Source organism: Candidatus Flexicrinis affinis (assembly GCA_016716525.1).
Lineage (GTDB): Bacteria > Chloroflexota > Anaerolineae > Aggregatilineales > Phototrophicaceae > Flexicrinis > Flexicrinis affinis.
Window position 1 is genome coordinate 230,850 of record JADJWE010000007.1, and the last position, 21,293, is coordinate 252,142.

Consider the following 21,293-nt stretch of genomic DNA (forward strand, 5'->3'; position numbering starts at 1 on the left):
ACACCATGCGGCGGCGGGTCGCTTCGGTCATAGCGCTCGCCGCCGTGTTCATCACGACGGCATCGCAGCCATGGCGCGCGCCACCCCTGCAATCCTGCACCCCAGTCGAGCGTGCCGCAATTTTCGCGCAAGTTCCGGATTACATGCCCAGCCAAACCGCGGAATTCGTCCGGCTAACCGAAGGTCGATTCACGGTCAGCAGCGAGCCGTACGACGTGCGCGGCGTGAACTACTACCCGGCCCTCTTCCCGTGGCGGCGTTTCCTGACGGCAGACGTTGACGAAGTCGGCCGCGAGTTTGCCTTGCTCTCCGACGCGGGTTTCAACACCCTGCGATTGTTCTTGTGGCATGAGGCGCTATTTCAGTGCGAGGCCGACGGCGCAGTTCCCGAGCCGCAGGGACTGCTCAAGCTCGATGCGCTCATCCGGTTGGCCGCCGAGCACGGGTTCCGGTTGATCCTCACCCTGCACGACCTGCCCGACCTCGACCATTACCGCCTCTACGACGATCACGCCCATACGCGGGCGCAGACCGCTTACCTCGCACAGCGCTACCGTGACGAGCGCGCGATTCTCGCGTGGGATCTGCGCAATGAGGGCGATATCGACTACGGCAGTCAGGCCACATTCGGCGGGCGCTTCCCGCGCGACGCAGTGCTGGATTGGCTGGGCGGAACGGCCGCGATCGTCCGAGATCACGCGCCGGAACATCTCGTCACCGCTGGCTGGCTGTATCATGCCGAGGACACCGCGCCTTACGTCGACTTCATCAGCTTCCATCACTGGTGGGACGCGGCCGACCTTGAGCGCCGGATTCGCGAGCTGCGCACCCGAACCGGCCTGCCGATCCTGCTGCAGGAGGTCGGCTACAGCACGTTCGAACGCAGCGAGGCGGAACAAGCACGCCTCCTCGGGGCGGCGCTGGACACGGCCGAGCGTGCCGGCCTGCTCGGGTGGATGGTGTGGGCCGCGTTCGACTTCCCGCCGGACGTCACGTGTTTCCCGGCGCCGTGCTTGAGCGCGCTGAACGCCGAACACTTCTTCGGATTGTGGAGCGCGGATTACCGTCCCAAAGCGGCAGTCGACGCCGTGCGCTGACGGAGGGTGTCTTGGTATTTTGGCCGGTTGCGCGCGGTTATACACCGAGCGAGAATCCGAGTCTCGCGAGGCTGATCGCGACGCACGAGGTGTCGGCGTCATGGTGTGCGAACTTGTGTTGAAAGCAGGTGACCTATGAAGTTTGGAGCGGCTCTGCCCTATAGCTCTGCGCGCAGTACCGCGAGGCTTTGTCAAGCCGCCGAAGCGGCGGGATGGGATGGCTGTTTTCTGGGCGACGCGATCTGGTGCGAAGACCCGATGATTGCGTTGGCCGCCGCGGCGATGGTCACGCAACGGATCCGGTTGGGCACGCTGATCATCCCGGTGCCGCTGCGCCGTCCATGGAAACTTGCCAGTGAGTCCGTGGCACTTGATCGACTGTCGGACGGGCGCTTGATTCTGGGGCTGGGCGCCGGCGCTGTATGGATGGGATGGCAGGGTTTCCCCGACGAGGTCACCGATACGCGTGCCCGCGCCGAGATGCTCGATGAGACTATCGACATTCTGACGCTGCTCTACCAACGAAAACCGTTCGATTATGCGGGGAAGCACTTCCACCTCAAACTCACTCTGGTGGACGAGATGCACTATCCGCCCCGGCCCATCCAGGAGCCGCGCATCCCTTTGTGGGCGGTCGGGCTCTGGCCGCACCCAAAATCCATGCAGCGCGTGTTGAAATGCGACGGGGTCGTGCTCGAAAAGCGAAATGCAGAGGGGCAGCCAGCGGAGGTAACGCCGGCCGATGTGCGTGAAGTACACGCGTTTGTGCAAGCTCAGCGCACGCTGACATCCCCGTTCGACATCGTCGTGCAGGGCAAGTCCAACGATCTTGCGCCAACTCAGCGGAAGGACATGATCTCCGAATGGCAGGCGGCGGGTGCGACATGGTGGATTGAGACCATGTTCGATCTATCCGAATCGGAGGCGATCGAACGGCTGCAGGCGGGCCCCCCTCAGGTTCGGTGAAGGCCATTAGCTACCGCGTACCAGCCCCAAGCCGCGGTCGACGCCCTGCGCTGACGGCGCCCGTCACATGCTGTACAATGACTGTCCAGTACGTTTGCACCACATGAGCGACCGAAATTCATGGCTTTCGAGTACGAAGCCCTCGTCGGGCACTTGAATATCGTCGGTGGGCGCGCCGTGAGCGCCAGCCCACCCGGCCAAATCATCGAGGTTGCCCCGGCCAAAGCGGCCCGCGGCCGCGAGGTCGATACGTTCTTCGCGCTCGTGCTGCCAGCAGGACAGCATGTCGCGCCAGCGTCGTTCTATGAGAACATGGCGCAGCTTGCGGCCGAAAAGTACTTCGAGAGCGCCGGCAGCGTGACCGCGGCCTTACGCGAAGTCCTGACCTACCTGAACCAGAACCTGAACGACCACAACCGGCAGCAGCCCGGTCAGCCGTTCATCGCCGACATGGCGTGCGCGGTGCTGCGCGGCGAAGACCTCATCGTCGCGCGCGTCGGCGGGGCTGCGGCGGGGCTGTGGGTGGAGGGCGTCCTTACGCTGCTGCCTGACAGCCTCCCGCATGAGGTCCCCGCCGCGCTCGGCGCCTCGCACATGCCGGAGATCAAGTTGACACGGCATAAGGTGGCGACCAATACCCGCCTGATGCTGTCCGACCGTCACCTGCTGGAACTCAACCCGGAGCGTGTCGCGCTGGCGCTTGGCGAGTTGGGGTTGGATCTCGCGCTCGTGCGCATGAAAGAAAACGCGCTGCTCACCCTGACGCTGACGTTGGTCGAGTTCGTGCCGCCTGAAATGCCCAGCCCACCCGCCGTGCCGGAAGGCGAATCGAGCGTGGCGGTCCAGCAAGCGGTGCGCGGCGCGGAGGCCGGCGGGCGGGGTCAAACCTCCTCGGTCGGGTTGGGCTTCGTGTTCCTCGGCATCTGGCGTGTGATCGGCAGCGTCGCCGGTGCGATCGGCCGCGCGCTGGGGATCGTCAGCACGGGGATCGACAAGACGTTCGGCCCCGACCCGGATGGACGCAAACGCTGGTATCAATCGTCCATCGTGACCGGTGCCGCCGTGTTCATTCCGGTGCTGGTCGTCGGGCTGGTCGTCGCATTGTGGCTGGGCGGGACGGGCCGATCCGAGTTCGAATTATGCTACGCCGAGGCAACCAACCTCACTGAGATTGCGCGGACCGTACCGAGCAGCAACCCGGAAAGCTTGCGGTCAGCGTGGTCGGCTGTTCTCAGCGTTGCGAACCGCTGCTTGACGCTGCGTCCGGACGACGAAGACTCGATCCGCGTGCGGCGCGAAGCACAGGGCGTGATCGACTCGCTCGATCAACTGACACGGCGCGACGCCCGCCTACTGCAAAGCCTACCCGACGCGACCTTCACTCGGATCCTGCTGCAGGGCCTCGACCTGTACGTGCTCGATTCGAGCCGTCAGCGCGTTTACACGACGACGCTCGGGCAGGACGGACTGACGCTGACTCGCAGCCTGACGCCGATCCTCGATATGAGCCGTGGCGCGAATGTCGACGGGTACGTCATCGGCGACTTCATCGACATCGGCTTCTCCAACTCGACCGACTCGCTGTTTGCGCTCGACACCAACGGCGTGCTGGTGCAGTGCCGGCGGAGGCAGGTTCAGGAATGCGAGGCCGAGCAGCTCCGCTCGGTCGAAAACTGGACCGACCCGAGCGCGATGGTGATCTGGGGCAGCGACGACCGCATCTACCTGCTCGACGTGCCGGTCAACCAAATCTGGCGCTACGACAACTCCGGCGGTTCGTACTCCGGCATCGCCAACCCGTACTTTGACGGGGCCAATCAAGGGGCATTACAACTCGCCGTGGACTTCAAGATCGACCGCGACGGCAATGTATTCATCTTGCGGTCGGACGGTGTGGTGATCAAGTATTTCCGCGCGCAGATTCAGGAATTCCGGCTTGGTGGCTTTCCACCCGGGCAAGAGCCGTCCAACGGCTCGTCCCTGACCCTCGACGAAGACCCGATCGGGCGCGCCTTCTATGTCACCAGCCCGGCCACGCAAACAATTCACGAAATGACGCTCGGCGGCACGTTTGATGCCAACATCAAGGCGTCCGACGATACGGTTTTCACCGCCTTGGGCGGTGTAGCGAGCAACCCCGCCCAACAACTCCTCTACGTTGCATCCGGCAACGGTATCTTCGTCATCCAGAAATGAGGCCGCATGTCCGCTAACCCTCAAAACCCGACCGGCGCTAATCGCCTGCGCATCGACTTTCCGCCCGACTTGAACGCCGAATACGCGAACGCGGCGATCATTAACTCGACCCACAGCGAGATCATCCTCGACTTCCTGCAAATTCTGCCGAACGACCCGCGCGGGCGCGTACGCGCTCGGATCGCCATGACACCGGCCAATGCCAAGCTGCTGCTGCGCGCGCTGCAAGACCGAATTGCGCATTTTGAGAAGACGCACGGTGAAATAACGCTGCCGCAGCGTCCGCCTTCTCTGGCCGATCAGTTGTTCAACCTCGGCAACGAGAACCCGGAACCCGACGAACCCAAATAGGCGCATCGTATGGACAACCTCGGTGACATCACAGAGTCTCTGCGCGATGCGATGGCGGCCCGGACTGCCGCCCGTGACGCCGCCCTTGCCGCCTCGCGCGAGCTGATCCGCCACTGCTCGGGCTGCATCCGCGCGGCGCACCGGCGCGAGTGGGATCAAGTCGACGCGCAGCTGGAGGTCATCGCCGCCGACGCCGTGACGCTGCGGGCCGGCGTCGCTGGGTATCCGGAGTTGTATCACAGCGGCTATGTGCAGGATGCGCTCAAAGAGGTCGTCGAGGCACACGCCGCGTCCGCGATCTTACGCGGCGGCAGCACGCTTCCGACGCCTGACGCGCTGCAGGTCGAACCCGCAACCTATATGCTCGGGCTTGCCGAAGCCGCGACCGAACTGCGGCGCGCGATCCTCGACTTGATGCGCCAATCCGAGGACCACGCGCCAGAAGCCGAGCGCCTGCTCGCCGCGATGGACGCCATCTACGATCAGCTCGTCACATTCGACTTCCCGGATGCCGTCACCCGCGACCTGCGCCGTCAGACCGACATCGTGCGCGGCGTACTGGAACGCACGCGCGGCGACCTGACGACCACGCTGCAGCAAATCCGATTGGTCAACGCGCTCAAGCGGTTCGAAGAGAGGATGTGACCGTGCGCGGCAAGATGTGTGGGTTGTTGCTGCTCCTTGTGCTGGCGGTCATCCTGCCGGCGTGCGACCCGATGGCGCAGGTGGTCGAGCCGACCGTGGCGACCCCGACGCTGTCCGGCACCGCGACCGCAACCCCCACCGCGACACTCAGCGCGACACCGCGCCCCACCGCAACGCCAGAACTCACCGCCACGCCGACACCGTTCCCGTGCGACGAGGACGGACTGGTCATCGACATCCCCGACAACCGCAGCGAGACGGCCCGCGAGGACGTCCCCTACACGGCTTACCTACCGCCGTGCTACGGCTCATCTTCGGCGCGGTTCCCGCTGCTGCTGCTGATTGCGCCTGAGCCGGGCCGCCGCGACCTGATGGAGACGCTGAACCTGCCGGCAATTCTAGATGAGGGCATTCGGACAGGCACCTACCCGCCGGCAATTGTCGTCGTCGCCGAGCTTGGCCGGCTTGGGTCGCGCGCGCAGTTCCCGCCGGATGCCTCGGCATCCACGATCATCAAGGACGAACTACTGCCGGCCATTCAGCGCGACTTCTGCGTGGTAGAGCAGCGCACATTGCGCGCCATCGGCGGGTTCGAGCAGGGCGGGTTCTGGGCGGTGCATACGGCGTTCACGGCCCCGGATTTGTTCAGCGTGATCGGTGGGCACAGCGCGGTACTCGATAACAGCGTGCCGCCGGCCGAAAACCCGTTGGAGATTGCGCGCAACAGCACGATCCTGCCGACGGCCAATTTCCGCATGTACTTCGACAACGGCGCGCCCGACGAGGCCGCGTCGAACGGCCTGCAGCTTCTCAGCGACCGGCTGACCGCGCGCCAAATCCCGCACACTTACATCATCAACCCGGTGGGCGGTGCAGACGCGGAGTACTGGCAGTCACACGTCGAGGAGTATCTCGAGTTCTATGGCCGGACGTGGCCACGCGACTACGGCGTATTGCCGGACTGCCGCGAGCCAAGCCCGTAGGGTTATCCGGGCAGCACGCGCTTCAAGATCGGATTGTTCCGGCTCGACAAATGATCGAGCACGGTGACGACCGCAAACCCGACCACGATCAGCACGATCACCAAAAGGATGCTCGGCGCGGCCCCGGCATTCGTCATCACGTCGACGCCGGCACTGGCCTCGATCCACAGCTTGCGCAGCGAACCGAGCATGAACCCGACCAGCGCGGCCAGTGTGATCGACCGGTAGTGGTGCAGCAGGAAGCTGAGGACGCGGCTGAACAGGATGATGCCGACCAAACAGCCGAGCGCGAACACGATCAACGGGAAGAAGTTGCGTTCGTTGACGAGTCCAAGCACGATCCGATACTGGCCGAGAATGACCAGAATGAACGAGCCGGAGATGCCCGGCAGGATCATGGCGACGATGGCAATGGCGCCGCTGACGAACAGCGTGAGCAGATCGTAGCTGACCGCGCCGGTGGCTTCCGGTTCGGCACCGGTTCCAGCCCCGCCAAGGCCGGTCAGCCAAAACGCGAAGACTGCGCCGACAACCAGCACTGCGATGGTCACTGGCGACCACGATACCTTCGGCGACACGGCGATGATCGACGCCAGCACAAGCCCGCCGAACAGCGCGAAAATGTACGTCGGCTGGGTTTCGATTAGCCCTTCCAGCACGTGCGAAAGCGTGAACACGGCGGCAAGGATGCCGATGCCAAGTGCGATCAGGAAGCGCAGGCTGACGTGATCAACGAACGCCCCGATTTTGCGCGCCAGCACGAGCCGGATGGCGTCGAGATTGAACGACTTGATCGCGTCGATCAAGGTGTCGTAGATGCCCATGATGAACGCAATGGTGCCGCCGGAGACGCCGGGGACGATGTCTGCCGACCCCATGAAGAAGCCGGTGATGAAGATGCGCAGATATTGAAACGGGGTGCGCGGGTGCCCCAGTTGGCGTTCCGTTTCGATGACGTCTTGCGTTGTTTCGGGCATGCGGCCTCCGACAGGTCTCGTGCATAACCGGGCTATCATGCCTTAGGCCGGTCGGGGCGTCAATCCTGCCCCCACAGGCTGGGGATTCGCAAGGATTCTTGCACGATCTTTACTTTACGAATCGCCGGGCCTATGCTATCGTTCCGGCACCTACAGGCTACGGACGGGGACACAGACACACTCGCTGTGTCTTTTGCTATTTCCGGCCGATGCGATTTAACGACATTTTGGAGTCGCAGGATATGTTTGAGCATTCGCAATACCTTACGTCGGAAGGTCTCACTCAGCTTGAGAACCGGCTCAATATGCTCAAAGAGGTTCGCCGTCCCGAAATTGCCGAGCGGCTGCGCCGTGCGATGGAAGAAGGCGGCGACCTGAGCGAGAACGCCGAGTACGAGGATGCCAAGAACGAACAGGCCTTCATGGAAGGCGAGATTCAGCGTCTTGAGGCGATCCTTGCCAGCGCCCAGATCATCGAGGAAGGCGCGTCTAAGGGCGTCGTCAGCGCCGGTTCGCGCGTGACGATCGTCGAGAAAGGCTCCAAAGATCCAGAAGTCTATATGCTGGTCGGCTCGGCCGAAGCCAACCCCGGCGAAGGCAAAATCAGTGTCGACAGTCCGATGGGCCGTGCCCTGATGGGTCACAAGACGGGCGCGAAGGTCACCGTCAAGGCCCCCGACGGCGATTTCGTGGTCACGATCAAGAAAATCGAGTAGCCGCATGCCGTGGCAGCCGAATAAGCTCGAAGCCGAACGGCTGGACAAGCTCCGTGAACTCGAAGCGCGCGGTGTCGCCGCGTATCCAGCGCGCGTGCACCGCACGCATACAGCTGCACAGGCGATCGCCGCGTTCGAGGCGGCCGAAGCGCAGCCGGAGCCGACTCCGGTCGAGGTTACGGTGTGCGGGCGTATCCGGCGTGTCAACATCAAAGGCAAGCTCGCCTTCATGCACATCGAAGACGAGAGCGGCCGCGTTCAGCTTTTCTTGCGCATCAACGACTTGGGTGACGACACCTACGCGCTGATCGCCGACAAGTTGGTCGACACCGACGACTTCGTGCAGGCCACCGGCGAGATGATGCGCACCCGCGCGGGCGAGGTCAGCGTGCTGGCTCGCGAGTTCGTGCTGCTGGCCAAGTCGCTCAGCCCGCTGCCGGTCATCAAACAATCGGTGCTGGACGACGGCACGATCGTCGAATTCGGCGAGTTCAACGACAAAGAAACGCGCTACCGCCAGCGCTATGCCGATTTGGCCGTCAACCGGGCGGTGCGCGACACGTTCGTGAAGCGTTCGCGCATCACGACAGCCTGCCGTCGGTATCTCGACGATATCGGCTTCCTCGAGGTTGAGACGCCGGTGCTGCAGCCGATCTACGGCGGCGCCGCTGCGCGTCCGTTTACGACTCATCACAACGAACTCGATCAACAGTTGTACCTGCGCGTCAGCTTCGAGCTGTACCTCAAGCGGCTTCTGGTAGGCGGATACGATGGCGTATACGAGATTGGCCGCGACTTCCGCAACGAAGGTGTGAGCTTCAAGCACAACCCGGAGTTCACGCAGCTCGAGTTCTACAAGGCCTACATCGACTATCGCGGCGTGATGGAGATCACCGAACGCATGGTAGCGTACGCGGCCGAGTATGCGACGGGCAGCACGTTGATCGACTACCGCGGCCAGCAGATCGAGCTCAAGCCGCCGTGGCGCCGCGTGACCATGCGCGACATCGTCAAAGAACACAGCGGCATCGACTACATGGACTACCCGACGGCCGAACTGCTCGAGGCCGAGATTCGCCGACGCGGAATGCAGGTCAAGCCGGGCCTGCCGTGGGGCAAGCTGATCGAGCATCTGTTCAGCGAATACGCCGAAGGCAACCTGATCGCCCCGACCATCGTGCATGATTACCCGCGCGATATCTCGCCGTTCGCCAAGCGCGTCACGGGGGACGACCTGCACGTCGAGCGGTTCGAGTTCTACATCGGTGGCATGGAGTTGGGCAACGCTTTCACTGAACTCAACGACCCGCTCGATCAAGAGCAGCGGTTCCTCGACATGGCGCAGACATTCCGTGCCGGCGACGACGACGAGACCCCGCTGGACGAGGATTATCTGCGGGCGATGCGCTATGGCATGCCCCCTAACGGCGGGTTCGGCATGGGCCTCGACCGCCTTGCGATGGTGCTGCTCGACCAGTCCTCGATCCGCGACGTCCTGCTCTTCCCGCACATGCGTGACCAAAAGTAGCACGCTACAATCTGCCTGAAGGCCGATCTGGAGTAGCCAATGCCGACCAGCCGAACCCCTGAGCTGCAGCCCGTCCTCGATGGGATGATTCAGGGCGTGCTGATCTTTGCGCCGGATGGCAAATTGGTCAGCGAGAACCGCAGCGCGCGCGCCGTGCTGGCGGCCGATCTGGTGGTGATCCGCGAGAGCGGCTTCGGGGCTGCCTCATTCCTGCTCAATCAACAACTCCCCGACGATGCGCTCAAGCTGGAAGACGCGCGGCAGCAGGCGCTGAACGGCGGCAAGCCGGTGCGTATGCGCGCCATCCGCGCCGGGGAGACCCAACCCGTCGTCGTGTCGGTCATCGAAGGGCCGGACGGCCTGCTGTACACGATGCTGGTCTTCGAGACGACCGATTGGGCGCCGTTGAACGAGGCGCTCGGCAACTTCGGGCAAGAGCTGGCGAACTCGGTCGAGTCGGCCCGCGGTCACGCCGACCTGATCCAGCAGGTGATCGACCGGCTCAAACCGGAAGACGACGCGGCCACGCTGGCACGTCGGATCACCGGGTTCAACCGCATTATTCACACGCACATGATCCGCGCCGACCGGCTGCTAATCATGTTGGAACGGCTCACGGCGGTGCGTACCGGAACGCTGCGCGACCAGATCCGAGCGCGGCGCAAGCGCGTCGACCTGTCCCTTTTAATTGAGGATTTACTGGAAGAAATCAACAACGTTGCGATCGTCGACCCGGACACGGATTACGGGGACGTGCGCAGCCGCATTCGCGTGTCGGTCGCCGAAGACCTGCGTGCAGAATGCTCGCCGGTGCACCTTACACGTATCTTGCAGGACATTTTGGCCAACGCTATCATGTACAGCATGTCCGAGACCGCCATTCAACTCGTGGCGCAGCGCAAACTTGCCGCCGTGCAGATCGATGTGATCGACGACGGGATCGGCATTCGCGAGAGCGAACAAGACCGCGTCTTCGCGCCGTTCCGGCGTGCGCGCCAGCCGCAGGTCATCAGCGAATTCGGCTACGGCCTGAGTTTGTATTTGTGCAAGCAGGAGGTAGAGGCGATGAACGGCCGCATCTGGTTCGACAGCGTCGAAAACGCAGGCACGACCTTCAGCATCGTGCTGCCTGCTGCCGGTTCTAGTTCGGCCAAATCCGAGGCTTAATCGCGCCCGTCCGCCCCCTGCGTCCGTCCGGCTAACCTGCCGCGCCTCGTCCGCATTCGGGCGAGGCGCTTTGTATTGGGAGCACGCATGTTTCTGGAGTTCATGACCCGTGAAGTATGGGATGCGCTGATCGTCGGCACGCTCATTGTCGGCGCGGCGCTGGCCGCCCTGCGGCTGTATACCGACTTTACGCGGCGTGACGAGGAACCACTGCCGCCCTCCCGTGCCGACCAGCCTATCCGCCGCCGCAAGCCGTCGCAACCTGATGCATCGGCGGAGACTCGTAATCCGGACTCTCAACCCTAAGGACACTCTCCATGCTCGACATCACGGTCATTCGTGAAAAGCCCGAATTCGTCAAAGCCGAGCTGCTGCGGCTTCAAGACGAACAGGCCGCAGGACGTATCGATACGATCCTCGAACTCGACAAAGCCCGCCGCACGCTGTTGGCGCAAAGCGAGGCGATCCAGCAGCACCGCAACCGCCTGAACAAAGGCGTTGGCCGGCTGCGCGGGGACAAGTCGCTGGACGACGCCGCGCGCGCCCAACGGGCCGGCCAAATCGTCGCGCTCATTGCCGCCGGGGATTACGCCGCCGCAGCCGACGTCATGGAAGGGAACGGCAGCGCCGCTCCCGCCACCCCGGTCGAGTTTCAGACTCTGCTCGACGCACTGGCCGGGATGGGCGATACCGTCAACGGCTACAACGCGCGCATCCGCGAGGTCGACGGGGCCCTGCAGGACAACCTGCTGTGGCTGCCCAACCTGCCGCACGAGTCGACAGCGTACGGCGCGAGCGACGAGGACAACAAGCCGTGGCCTATGGAAGGCACCCTGCGCGAGTTCGACTTCGAGCCGAAGCCGCATTGGGACCTCGGCCCGGCGCTCGACATCATCGACTTCGAGCGCGGCGTCAAGATCGCCGGGTCGCGCGGGTACGTGCTCAAGGCGTGGGGCGCGCGGCTTCAGCGGGCGCTGACGAACCTGTTCCTCGATACGGCTTTCGCCAACGGCTACACCGAGTGCTATCTGCCGTTCTTCGTCAAGGAAGACATGATGATCGGCGCGGCACAGTTCCCCAAGTTCCGCGATGTGGTGTATTTCGACCCGGACGCCGACGTCTACATGCTGCCCACCGCCGAGGTCGCGATCACGAATTTGTACCGCGACGAAATCCTCGACGAGTCGGCACTGACGATCAACATGGTCGGCCATACACCGTGCTTCCGCCGGGAACGTACGAGCGCGGGCCGCGACGTGCGCGGGATCAAGCGCGTGCATCAGTTCCAGAAGGTCGAGCTGTACAAGTTCACTAAGCCGGAAGACAGCTACGCCGAACTGGAGAAGCTGATCGAGGACGCCGCGGGTATCCTGCGCGCGCTCAAGCTGCCCTTCCGCCGGCTCGAAATCTGCACTGGCGACCTCGGCTTCAGCGCGACGAAGAAGTTCGATCTGGAAGTGTGGTCGCCCGGATGCGGCGAGTGGCTGGAAGTCAGCTCGTGCTCGAACACTGAGACGTTCCAAGCGCGCCGTGCCAACGTGCGCTACCGGCCCGAAGGTGGCGGACGCCCGCAGTTCGTCCACACGTTGAACGGCTCGGGGCTGGCCGCGCCGCGCGTGCTGATCGCCCTCATGGAGACGTACCAGCGCGCGGACGGCAGCATCGAGATCCCGGACGTGCTGCGCCCGTACCTGGGCGGCGCCACCGAAATCCCGGCGCCGTAGAGGGGAAAGGTTTACCCATGCGCCGCTTTGGCCCGCCTGTCATCACCGCCGCGCTCGTGCTGCTCGCGTTCGGGGCTTATCGCCTCGCGGACGTGCTGCGCGCCGCGCCCCCGGTGATCGACGGGCCAAGCGGCACCGTTCTGTACGCGTCCGACTTCGAGATCGCACCCGAGGAGTGGGACACCTATGAGGGCCGGCTTTCGGCGCGCATCGAGGGCGGCATCCTTAAGATCGACGTGGGCGACGTGCAGAGTGCGCCGTTCGTGCCGACCCGCTGGCATTTCAAAGATTTCGACGCGCAGGTGATCGCCGCGGCAGTCGGCGGGCCGTCGGTGAACGGGTACGGGATCGTGTTCCGCATGCGCGATGCCGGCGACTACTACAGCTTCCTGATCAGCAGCGATGGCTACTATCAGGTGACGCGCGCCGTCGACGGAGTCGAGCGCGAGATCAGCACGTGGATTCCGTCGGATGCGATCGACGTCGACTTCGGCAGCCCCAACGTACTCGGTGTACGCGGCGTCGGCGACCAGTTCACGTTCAGCATCAACGGCCAGCAGGTCGAACTGTGCCTTCCTGACGACCCTGACGGCCAAAGCACCTACTCCGGCGGCCAATGTTTCGGGACGCTGACGCCGACGCTGACCGACTCGACCCATGCGACCGGCCAGCTCGGCCTGATCGCCGTGGCCGAGAACGAGCCGGACGTCTCCGTCGTGTTCGACAACTTTTTGGTGACCAAGCCGTGAAAGTCCACCTCCGCATGACGGGCTGCCGCCTCAATCAGGCGGAGCTCGACACGATGGCGCGGCAGTTCGCCGCACAAGGGCACGAGATCGTCCGTGAGGCCGCCGACGCCGATTGGCACGTCGTCAACACGTGCGCCGTGACCACGCAGGCCGCCGCCAGTTCGCGCAAGCTGATTCGCGAGCTGCACCGCGCTCGGCCGGATGCGCAGATCACCGTCACGGGCTGCTATGCGCAGGTCGCGCCGGAGGCCGTCGGCAAGATCGGCGGGGTCGTGCGCGTGATCGACAACACCGGCAAAGACACTTTGGTCGAGCAGTTGACTGGCCAAACCGCGATGCCGTTCGATGCCGAGCCAGTCGCTCGCGAGGCGATCCCCGGCCGCACCCGCGCTTTCGTCAAGGTGCAGGACGGGTGCGACAACGCGTGCACGTTCTGCATCACCACCGTGGCGCGCGGCGCAGGCCGAAGCCGCCCGCTGGGTGAGGTCGTCGGCGAGGTACGTGCGCTGCACGCGATCGGCTATCAGGAAGCGGTGCTGACCGGCGTGCATCTCGGCAGCTACGGGCACGACCTCGGCAAACCCGACGGCCTGCGCGACCTCGTGACCGCCCTATTGACCGGCACCGACATCCCGCGACTGCGCTTGTCCTCGCTCGAGCCGTGGGACCTCGAACCGGCGTTCTTCGCGCTGTGGGCGGACGAACCGCGGCTGTGCCGGCATCTGCACCTGCCGCTGCAATCGGGCTGTGACCGCACGCTGAAACGGATGCTGCGACGCACCTCGCAGCGGTCGTTCGCGGCACTGGTGGAGGCCGCACGCGACGCCGCGCCGGACATGGCGGTCACCACCGACGTCATCGCCGGCTTCCCCGGTGAAACCGACGCCGAGTTCGACGAGAGCGCGGCGTTCATCGAAACGATGGAGTTTGCCGGGCTGCACGTGTTCCCGTACAGTCCGCGCCCCGGCACCGCCGCCGCCCGCATGAAGGGACAGGTGCCGCATGAGGTGCGTCAGCGCCGCGCGCAGATCTTGCTCGCTCACAGCGCTGCCCAGACTCAGGCGTTCACAGCCCGTTTCAGCGGAGATGTTCGCCCTGTTTTGTGGGAGAACGTGGCCGGCGCGACCCAAGACGGGTTCCTCAATGTGGGGTATACTGACAACTACGTGCGTGTCCACTGCACCCACCCGCGCGCGCTGACCGGCATGATCACGCCGGCCCGCCTCGGATCGGGGTCGTCGCGCACGCACGCAACGGCCGTTCCCATCTTGGAAGGATGACATGACCGACCTCCGTACCGCGCTCACCGCCGCGCTCAAAGAGGCGATGCTGGCCAAGGACAACCTGCGCCGCGACGTGGTGCGCGGCTTGCAGAGCGCCATCAAGCAGGTCGAGATTGACACACGGAAATCCCTTAGCGATGACGAAATCCTCGCCGTGGTGATCAAAGAAGCCAAGAAGCGCCGCGAGACGATCGAAGAGGCGACCAAGGCCCACCGCGACGACCTCGTGGCTGCCGAGTCGGCCGAACTCGCGGTTATCGAGACGTTCATGCCGCGTCAGCTTTCGCTGGACGAGCTCAAGCGGATTGCCGCCGAGGTGATCGCGCAGGTTGGGGCAAGCGGGCCGAAGGATCAATCGAAGGTGATGGGGCCGATCATGGCTCGCGTCAAGGGACAGGCGGACGGCAAGCTCGTCAACCAGGCTGTCCGGGAGCTGCTCAACGGTTAGCGCATGATACCGGCGCTTGCGGATTTCCTGCACCGGCGCTTCGGCGTTCCACGCACGCAGGCCATCGAACGGCTGACTGCGGCGGCCGTGATTGCTGCCGCTATCGCACTGGTGGCTGTTTCCACCCTCATCATCGCGTTCGACTCGATCCTGCCCGGCCGGTCGCTGACGGGCAGCTTGGAGGTTGGGCAGGTCGCCCCGCGCGACATTCACGCGCCGATCAGCCGTAGTTACGTCAGCAACGTCCTCACCGAGCTGCGCCGTGAAGAAGCGCGCGCCTCGACCGCGCCGGTCTACAACCCGCCCGACCTCAACGTGGCACGCGTGCAGACCAGCTTGGCGGCGCGTATCCTCGAATTCATCGACAACGTCCGGCGCGACCCGTACGCGACCGTTGCGCAAAAGGTAGCCGACCTCCAGCAGATCACCGCGCTTCGCCTCGACGAACGCGCGACCGCCGAGCCGATCGCGGCGATGACCGACGAGCAGTGGGCACTCATCCGCGCCGAAACGCTGCGTCTGCTCGAAAATGTGATGCAGGACAGCATCCGCGAAAGCGAAGTCACCAGCATCCTCGAGCGCCTGCCCAATCAGGTCAGCTTGCGCTTCGACGGCCGCGACGTCGCGATTATCGTGGACATCGTCAGCGACTTGATCCGCCCGAACCGGACACTCAACGTCGCCGCCACGCAGGCCGCGCGCGAGGCCGCCGCGCAGGCCGTCCCCGAGCAGATCAGCAGCTTCCAGCGCGGGCAGATCGTCGTCAGCACCGGCACGAAATTAGAACCAGCCGACGTCGAGGCGCTCGAACAGCTTGGGCTGCTTCAGCCGCCCGACCAGCGCCTTCCGATCGTGATGCGCGCCGTCATCGGGTCGCTCATCGTACTGGTGCTGTTCGGCACCTATTTGACCCGCTGGCGCAACGCCTTGCTTGAGAGCCAGCCTCGTTTGCTCGCGCTTCTGGTCGGGCTATTCATTCTGATGCTGGGCGCGGCGCGGGTCGCCACCGGCAGCGAGATCTACATCTTCCCGGCCGGGGTGCTGGCGTTGCTGTATGTCGCCATCGCCGGGCCGGATATCGCGCTGATCGGGACGCTTGGCTATGCGTTTCTGGTCGGCCTGATGGCGGGCAACGGCTTCGAGGTCTCGGTGCTGATAGCCGCGGCCGGGATCACCGGCACGCTGGTGCTGCGGCGAACGGACCGGCTCAATACGTACATCTTCGCCGGTCTGCTGGTGGCGCTGGTGAACGTCGCGGTACTGTTCACGTTCAACCTCGCGCAGGAAGGCACGACTCCGGAGCGCTGGCTCGAACTGCTCGTGTTCTGCGTGCTGAACGGTATCATCACCGCGGCGTTGTCGCTGGTCGGGCTGTACGTGCTCGGCGGCGTGTTCAACTTGCCCACCATCCTGCGCCTCAACGAACTTAGCCAGCCCAGTCATCCGCTGCTGGTGCGCCTGCTGCGCGAAGCCCCCGGCACCTACCAGCATTCCCTGCAGGTCGCCAACTTGAGCGAGCAGGCCGCGGCAAAAATCGGGGCGAATGCGTTCCTCGTATCGGTCGCGGCGCTGTATCACGACATCGGCAAGTTGGCGAACCCGGCGTTCTTCTCCGAGAACCAGCGCGGCAGCGAAAGCCCGCACGACTTGCTCAACGACCCGCAGCGCAGCGCGCAGATCATCATCAACCACGTGGTCGAGGGCGAGCGGATGGCGCTTGACCACCGCTTGCCGCAGCGCATCCGCGACTTTATCCGCGAACATCACGGCACGTCGTTGGTGAAAGTCTTTTACCAGCAGGCTGTGATCGCCGCCGGGGACGACGCCAGCAAGGTCGACATCCGGAACTTCCGCTATCCCGGCCCGCGCCCGCAAACGAAGGAAACCGGCGTCATGCTGCTGGCCGACAGCTGCGAGGCGGCGCTGCGCTCGACCGACCCGCAAAGCCGCAGCGACATCAAGGCACAGGTCGCCAAGATCATCAACGGCTACCGGGACGGCGGCCAGCTTGACGACAGCGGCCTGACGCTCAAAGATCTCAAGCAGATCGAGCGCATATTCGTCGATATGATCGAGGCGACGCTCCACCCGCGCATCAATTACGACGCGGTGATTAACAAGGCACGGCAAACGCAGTCGATGCGCGCCGTCGTGCCTGCCGAGGCTGCGCAGTGGGCACCCGGCAGCCGAGGGCCTTCGACCGGCGGGCTGGACGTCCCGAGCCAACGTGACGATGAGGAATTCGGCGATGACCGCGCCCGAGCATGGGATTGAGATCGAGAACACGCGCGGCTATCCGGTCAACGCAGACAGGTTGATCTACGCGGCCCGGATGACCTTGAAACAGAACGAGGCGACCAATCGCGGCGGGATTACGATTGTACTCACCGGCGACGACGAAGTACGCGCGCTGAACCGCGAATACCGGCATGTCGACAGCGTCACCGACGTGCTGACGTTCCCGGCCGAGGCGCTGCCGGATGCGGTCGCGCAGGAGATGGACGAGCCACCCTATCTGGGCGATCTGGTGATCGCCTATCCGTACACCTGCGCACAGGCCGAACGGCTCGGCCACTCGCCGGCCGACAGCCTATCGCTGCTGGTCGTCCACGGCACGCTCCACTTGCTCGGCCACGATCACGACACCCCGGAACGGCGCGCGGCGATGTGGGACGCACAGGCGAACGCCCTGCGCGCGTTGAGCATTTCCGAGGGCATCGTGCCGGGGCTGGAGGGCGCCGATCATGCCTGACGACACCCGGCCGAATTGGCTGGACCGGCTGACCAGCACGGCGCGCATCAACCCGGACGAATTCAGCTATAAGGTCAGCCGCAACCGCGCCGTCAGTTTGGGCTATGCGCTGGCCGGTTGGTTGTACATGCTGCGCTGGCAGCGCAACACGCGCATTCAAGGCGTGGCGAGTCTGCTGGTGCTGGCGCTCGCCCTGCTGCTGCGAATCAGCTTTGTCGAAATCGCGATTCTGATTCTGTCGGTCACGATCGTGTGGATGGCCGAATTCATCAACGCCGCGGTCGAGGCGGTGGTCAACCTCGCATCGCCGGATTATCATCCAATGGCGAAAGTCGCCAAGGATGTCGCCGCAGCGGCGGTGCTGCTCGGCGTCGTCGCATCTGTATTGATCGGCTTGCTGATCTTCGGCCCGCCGCTTATTGACCTGGTCACCTAGGAGGAAAGAAACCGTGGACGACCAGAGCCAACCCCCAAAGGACCCCAAATCGTCATCGACCGGTATTCCGGACAACGACGAGTTTCTGAACAGCCTGTTTCAAGAGGCGAAGTCGAAACAGCCGCAAGAAGTGCCCAATGCCGGCAAAGGCGGCCGCGCACGCGAACGGTACCGCCGCCGGCGCGGCAGCAATCCGCCGCCGGACGTGCTGGCCGATACCGCCCCCACGGGCGAAACCGAGCGTACGCCGCGCCGGCGTCGCGGCGAAGCTGCCCCGCCGCCACAGGCCGCGCCGCGGTTGCGCCAGCAGCAGGCCGCTGTGCCCGGCGGGCCGAAGCTGCCGCCGATCGACTGGGCGCGCTGGCGTCCCTACCTGTTTGGGGCCGGGGCCGTCGCCATCGTGCTGATCGTGATCCTCGCGCTTGGCTTGTTCAAGAACGAGCCCGCGCCGACCTATCCCAACGCCCTCTGGCTCGGCTCCGAATACAGCTTCCTGCAGCCGACCGATGAGCAAGTGGCGCTGCTTGTCGAGAGACTCAAGGCGCATCAGATCGGCACCGTATATGCGTGGACGAGCTTCCTCAAGAGTGACAACACGTGGAGCGGGCTGGTTGCCCGCACCAACACGTTCGAGGAGATGCAGCCCAACGTCGAGCAGTTCATCCAGCAGTTCCGTGCGGCGTACCCTGAGGCAACGCTGTACGGATGGGTCGGCTTCCCGATCAGCGCCCGCGACGAGAACGGCGCGTACAACCTTAACGACCCGGCCGTTATCCAGATCGTTGCTGATTTCGCCGCAAAGCTGGTCAACGAACTTGGCTACGATGGCATTATGCTCAACGCCGAACTGGTGTTTCAGGACAGCGCCGACGATTACATCGCGCTGCTGCAGGCCGTCCGCCGGGCAATCGGCGATGCCAGCCTTTCGGTCGCGGTGATCCCCGACTGGTCGCCGGCGGAAGCCAACATCCCCAAGCCGCCGTTGATCGCGCCCGGCACCGAATACACCACCGAGTTCAAGCAGCGGATCGCCCTGCTGGTCGACGAGATCGTCGTCATGGCCTACAACTCGGCGCTGTCCTCGCCCGTCGATTACACCCAGTGGGTTGCGTACCAGACCGCCACGTACGCGCGCGCGATCGCGGACGTTGACGGCGGCGCCGAGGTGCGGATCGGAATCCCGACTTTTGACGACGTGACCAACGCGCACGATCCGGCCGTTGAGAACATCCCCGCCGCGGTCGAGGGCGTGATCGACGGCCTCGAGCAGGCTGGCAACACCGCAAGCGCGGTGCAGGGCGTCGCGATTTACGCCGAGTTCGACACCGACGACGAAGAATGGCGCCAGTTCCTACAGTTCTGGGTGCAAAGGTAACCGGCATGCCCACGTTCATCCGGCGGCTGACGGCGGACGGCAACCTGCATCCGGTCGATTACGGAGCGGCGTCTCTGGCCGAGGCCGGGCGCTACGAGCCAGACGACGGCGTGTATACGATCACGAACACGTTCGAGATCACCAAGGCGCTCAAACTTGACGCGCACTTCGACCGACTCGAAGACTCGGCGCGGCGCGCGGGCATCGCAATCGGGCTGGCGCGCAGCTTGATCCGGGCCGCCCTGCGCCGCTGCATCCTCGACTTCAACGTGGGCGACGTGCGCTGGCGCGTGACGATCAGTGCGGCGCATCCCGATCAAGCGATCATCTCGCTCGAACCGTTCACCCCGCTGACGACCGAGTTCATCCTGCGCGGGGTGCGTGTGATCAGCGCGCCCAACAGCGCCCGCCAGAACGCCGCGGCCAAGACGACCGACTGGATGCACGCGCGCGAGGCGTTGATCGCTGCCCAGCCGCTCGGCATCTACGACACGATTCTGCAAGACGCGGACGGCCACCTGCTCGAAGGCGTCGGCGCGAACTTCTACGCGATCCGCGGCGGCACGTTGTACACCGCGCCTGTCGGCACGGTGCTGGGCGGGATCAGCCGGCAGATCGTGTTCGAGGTCGGCCAGCGCATCATTCCGTTGGTCGAGACACCGGTCAAAGCCGACGATGTCCCGGCGCTCGACGAGGCGTTCATCAGCAGTGCGAGCCGTGGGATCGTGCCGGTGGTCGAGATCGACGGGCACACGCTCGGTATCGGCAAACCCGGTGTATGGACGCTGCGCCTGCGCGACGCGTATCAGGCGTGGGTCGGGATGCATCTGGAGGAGATTTAGTGAGTTGCGCCACGCGCCGTGTATCGATTGACTCCGACGCTCAAGAATAGTACACTTGTTCTATTACTTAGAGCCGTGGGAGGGACGATCATGCCGGATACTATTGTGACCCTGCACCCGCAGGGCAAGGCTGGCGTCAACATCGACCGGCGCAAGTACGACACGGTGCGCGGCGCGATCCTCAGCGCGCTGGAGCGCAGCCCCGGCCTGCCGTTCTGGGATTTGGTCGAAGCGGTGCGCGATCAGATCGGAGAGACATTCGACGGCTCGATCGAGTGGTATACGACGACCGTCAAGCTCGACCTCGAAGCACGCGGCGAAATCGAACGCGTGCCCAAAGCCACCCCGCAGCGACTGCGCCTGACCGCGATCTAGTCCAATCCTACTGCAACCGTATCGACGCCAAGCACGTACCCCGGATAGGTTTCATCACCCGACCGGGGAGGTTTCGCATGCCTGCACTCAACCTGACGCCGGAGTCGTTTAAGTCGACCATCACGACGGCTGATCGGCCGGTGCTGGTCGACTTCTGGGGCGACGACTGCGCCAAGTGCGCGGCACTCGCGCCGGTGATGGACGCGCTGGCCGACGAATGGGCCGAATGCGTCACGGTCGCCAAGCTGTGGCTGTCGCAGGACAGTCCGCTCGTGCGCGAGCTGGGGCTTATGGGCATCCCGACGCTGATCCTGTTCAAGGACGGCCGGCCGGTAGCGCGGTCCAGCACCACGCTCACCCGCCGCGCCATCGTGGAAGCGTTTGCGGATGCACTGGCGGCAGACATCGGTGGCAGCTAGCGCAGCAGTTTGCGCAGCGTGCGATACAGGCCAGTTTGCCGCAAAGACTGGCTGAGCGTCCACAGCCGCGCAAATCGCGTTGCGCTGGCGGTACTCCGCGAGGTCGGCGGCGTCATACTGCGCGGCGTGTTCGACCAGCGCGGCACTAAGAGCGAACGCCGCGTCAACTATCACGTTTCAAAGTCATATCCACTACCCAGCAATCGCACAAGCTTAAGTGGATCACTCAGGAACATAGAATCGACTGCCGCGTTTCTTTGACAG

General features: G+C 64.3%; 23 protein-coding genes. 21 read left to right on the forward strand and 2 right to left on the reverse strand.

Annotated features, from left to right (window positions below; translation table 11 throughout):
• Positions 1-5 precede the first annotated feature (5 nt).
• The 6 genes from IPM16_18585 to IPM16_18610 all read left to right on the forward strand — a co-directional run bounded on the left by IPM16_18585 (position 6) and on the right by IPM16_18610 (position 6,238).
• The gene (locus IPM16_18585; protein ID MBK9125109.1) at positions 6-1,097 is read left to right on the forward strand and encodes a cellulase family glycosylhydrolase; all 1,092 of its coding nucleotides are present in this window, start codon (positions 6-8) and stop codon (positions 1,095-1,097) included.
• 135 nt (positions 1,098-1,232) lie between these two features.
• Positions 1,233-2,063: an LLM class flavin-dependent oxidoreductase gene (locus IPM16_18590; protein MBK9125110.1), complete on the forward strand. Its 831-nt coding sequence runs from the start codon at positions 1,233-1,235 to the stop codon at positions 2,061-2,063.
• A 120-nt stretch (positions 2,064-2,183) separates the two neighbouring features.
• Complete coding sequence (locus IPM16_18595) at positions 2,184-4,259, forward strand: hypothetical protein (protein MBK9125111.1); 2,076 nt, start codon at positions 2,184-2,186, stop codon at positions 4,257-4,259.
• Positions 4,260-4,265: 6 nt separating this feature from the next.
• On the forward strand, positions 4,266-4,610 hold the full coding sequence (locus tag IPM16_18600) for a DUF3467 domain-containing protein (protein MBK9125112.1): 345 nt from the start codon (positions 4,266-4,268) through the stop codon (positions 4,608-4,610).
• Between the two features lie 9 nt (positions 4,611-4,619).
• The gene (locus tag IPM16_18605) at positions 4,620-5,255 is read left to right on the forward strand and encodes a haloacid dehalogenase (GenBank protein ID MBK9125113.1); all 636 of its coding nucleotides are present in this window, start codon (positions 4,620-4,622) and stop codon (positions 5,253-5,255) included.
• Between the two features lie 2 nt (positions 5,256-5,257).
• The gene (locus tag IPM16_18610; GenBank protein MBK9125114.1) at positions 5,258-6,238 is read left to right on the forward strand and encodes a hypothetical protein; all 981 of its coding nucleotides are present in this window, start codon (positions 5,258-5,260) and stop codon (positions 6,236-6,238) included.
• Between the two features lie 2 nt (positions 6,239-6,240).
• Here IPM16_18610 and IPM16_18615 read toward each other — a convergent pair whose 3' ends face one another.
• Positions 6,241-7,137, reverse strand: a complete 897-nt coding sequence (locus tag IPM16_18615) for a DUF368 domain-containing protein (GenBank protein MBK9125115.1) — start codon at positions 7,135-7,137, stop codon at positions 6,241-6,243.
• A 320-nt stretch (positions 7,138-7,457) separates the two neighbouring features.
• Here IPM16_18615 and greA point away from each other — a divergent pair, with 320 nt between their 5' ends.
• The 15 genes from greA (at position 7,458) to IPM16_18690 (ending at position 21,029) form a co-directional block, all read left to right on the forward strand.
• A complete protein-coding gene (gene greA / locus IPM16_18620) occupies positions 7,458-7,931 on the forward strand; it encodes a transcription elongation factor GreA (GenBank protein MBK9125116.1) in 474 nt (157 codons plus the stop codon).
• A gap of 4 nt (positions 7,932-7,935) precedes the next feature.
• The gene (lysS, locus tag IPM16_18625) at positions 7,936-9,459 is read left to right on the forward strand and encodes a lysine--tRNA ligase (GenBank protein MBK9125117.1); all 1,524 of its coding nucleotides are present in this window, start codon (positions 7,936-7,938) and stop codon (positions 9,457-9,459) included.
• Between the two features lie 39 nt (positions 9,460-9,498).
• Positions 9,499-10,626 (forward strand): sensor histidine kinase, encoded by a 1,128-nt coding sequence (locus IPM16_18630; protein ID MBK9125118.1) that lies wholly within the window; start codon positions 9,499-9,501, stop codon positions 10,624-10,626.
• 87 nt (positions 10,627-10,713) lie between these two features.
• Positions 10,714-10,932, forward strand: coding sequence for a hypothetical protein (locus IPM16_18635; GenBank protein ID MBK9125119.1), 219 nt, complete (start codon positions 10,714-10,716; stop codon positions 10,930-10,932).
• An 11-nt stretch (positions 10,933-10,943) separates the two neighbouring features.
• Positions 10,944-12,350 (forward strand): serine--tRNA ligase, encoded by a 1,407-nt coding sequence (gene serS / locus IPM16_18640; protein MBK9125120.1) that lies wholly within the window; start codon positions 10,944-10,946, stop codon positions 12,348-12,350.
• A gap of 17 nt (positions 12,351-12,367) precedes the next feature.
• Complete coding sequence (locus tag IPM16_18645) at positions 12,368-13,099, forward strand: hypothetical protein (protein ID MBK9125121.1); 732 nt, start codon at positions 12,368-12,370, stop codon at positions 13,097-13,099.
• Entirely contained in the window at positions 13,096-14,379 is a 1,284-nt protein-coding gene (gene mtaB / locus IPM16_18650) for a tRNA (N(6)-L-threonylcarbamoyladenosine(37)-C(2))-methylthiotransferase MtaB (protein ID MBK9125122.1), read from the forward strand. The genes IPM16_18645 and mtaB overlap by 4 nt, the downstream gene beginning before the upstream one ends.
• 1 nt (position 14,380) lies before the next feature.
• Complete coding sequence (locus IPM16_18655) at positions 14,381-14,830, forward strand: GatB/YqeY domain-containing protein (GenBank protein ID MBK9125123.1); 450 nt, start codon at positions 14,381-14,383, stop codon at positions 14,828-14,830.
• Positions 14,831-14,833: 3 nt separating this feature from the next.
• Positions 14,834-17,104 carry an HDIG domain-containing protein gene (locus IPM16_18660; GenBank protein ID MBK9125124.1) on the forward strand — a complete coding sequence of 757 codons (2,271 nt, stop codon included), beginning with the start codon at positions 14,834-14,836 and terminating at the stop codon, positions 17,102-17,104.
• Positions 17,079-17,582, forward strand: coding sequence for an rRNA maturation RNase YbeY (ybeY, locus tag IPM16_18665; protein MBK9125125.1), 504 nt, complete (start codon positions 17,079-17,081; stop codon positions 17,580-17,582). Before IPM16_18660 ends, ybeY begins: the two co-directional genes overlap by 26 nt.
• On the forward strand, positions 17,575-18,018 hold the full coding sequence (locus tag IPM16_18670) for a diacylglycerol kinase family protein (protein ID MBK9125126.1): 444 nt from the start codon (positions 17,575-17,577) through the stop codon (positions 18,016-18,018). The genes ybeY and IPM16_18670 overlap by 8 nt, the downstream gene beginning before the upstream one ends.
• Before the next feature lie 13 nt (positions 18,019-18,031).
• Positions 18,032-19,393, forward strand: a complete 1,362-nt coding sequence (locus IPM16_18675; protein MBK9125127.1) for a glycoside hydrolase family 18 protein — start codon at positions 18,032-18,034, stop codon at positions 19,391-19,393.
• A gap of 5 nt (positions 19,394-19,398) precedes the next feature.
• A complete protein-coding gene (locus tag IPM16_18680) occupies positions 19,399-20,235 on the forward strand; it encodes an aminotransferase class IV family protein (GenBank protein ID MBK9125128.1) in 837 nt (278 codons plus the stop codon).
• 90 nt (positions 20,236-20,325) lie between these two features.
• A complete protein-coding gene (locus IPM16_18685; protein ID MBK9125129.1) occupies positions 20,326-20,610 on the forward strand; it encodes a hypothetical protein in 285 nt (94 codons plus the stop codon).
• A 77-nt stretch (positions 20,611-20,687) separates the two neighbouring features.
• On the forward strand, positions 20,688-21,029 hold the full coding sequence (locus IPM16_18690; GenBank protein MBK9125130.1) for a thiol reductase thioredoxin: 342 nt from the start codon (positions 20,688-20,690) through the stop codon (positions 21,027-21,029).
• Here IPM16_18690 and IPM16_18695 read toward each other — a convergent pair.
• On the reverse strand, positions 21,026-21,175 hold the full coding sequence (locus IPM16_18695; GenBank protein MBK9125131.1) for a hypothetical protein: 150 nt from the start codon (positions 21,173-21,175) through the stop codon (positions 21,026-21,028). The genes IPM16_18690 and IPM16_18695 overlap by 4 nt on opposite strands.
• Between the last annotated feature and the right edge of the window lie 118 nt (positions 21,176-21,293).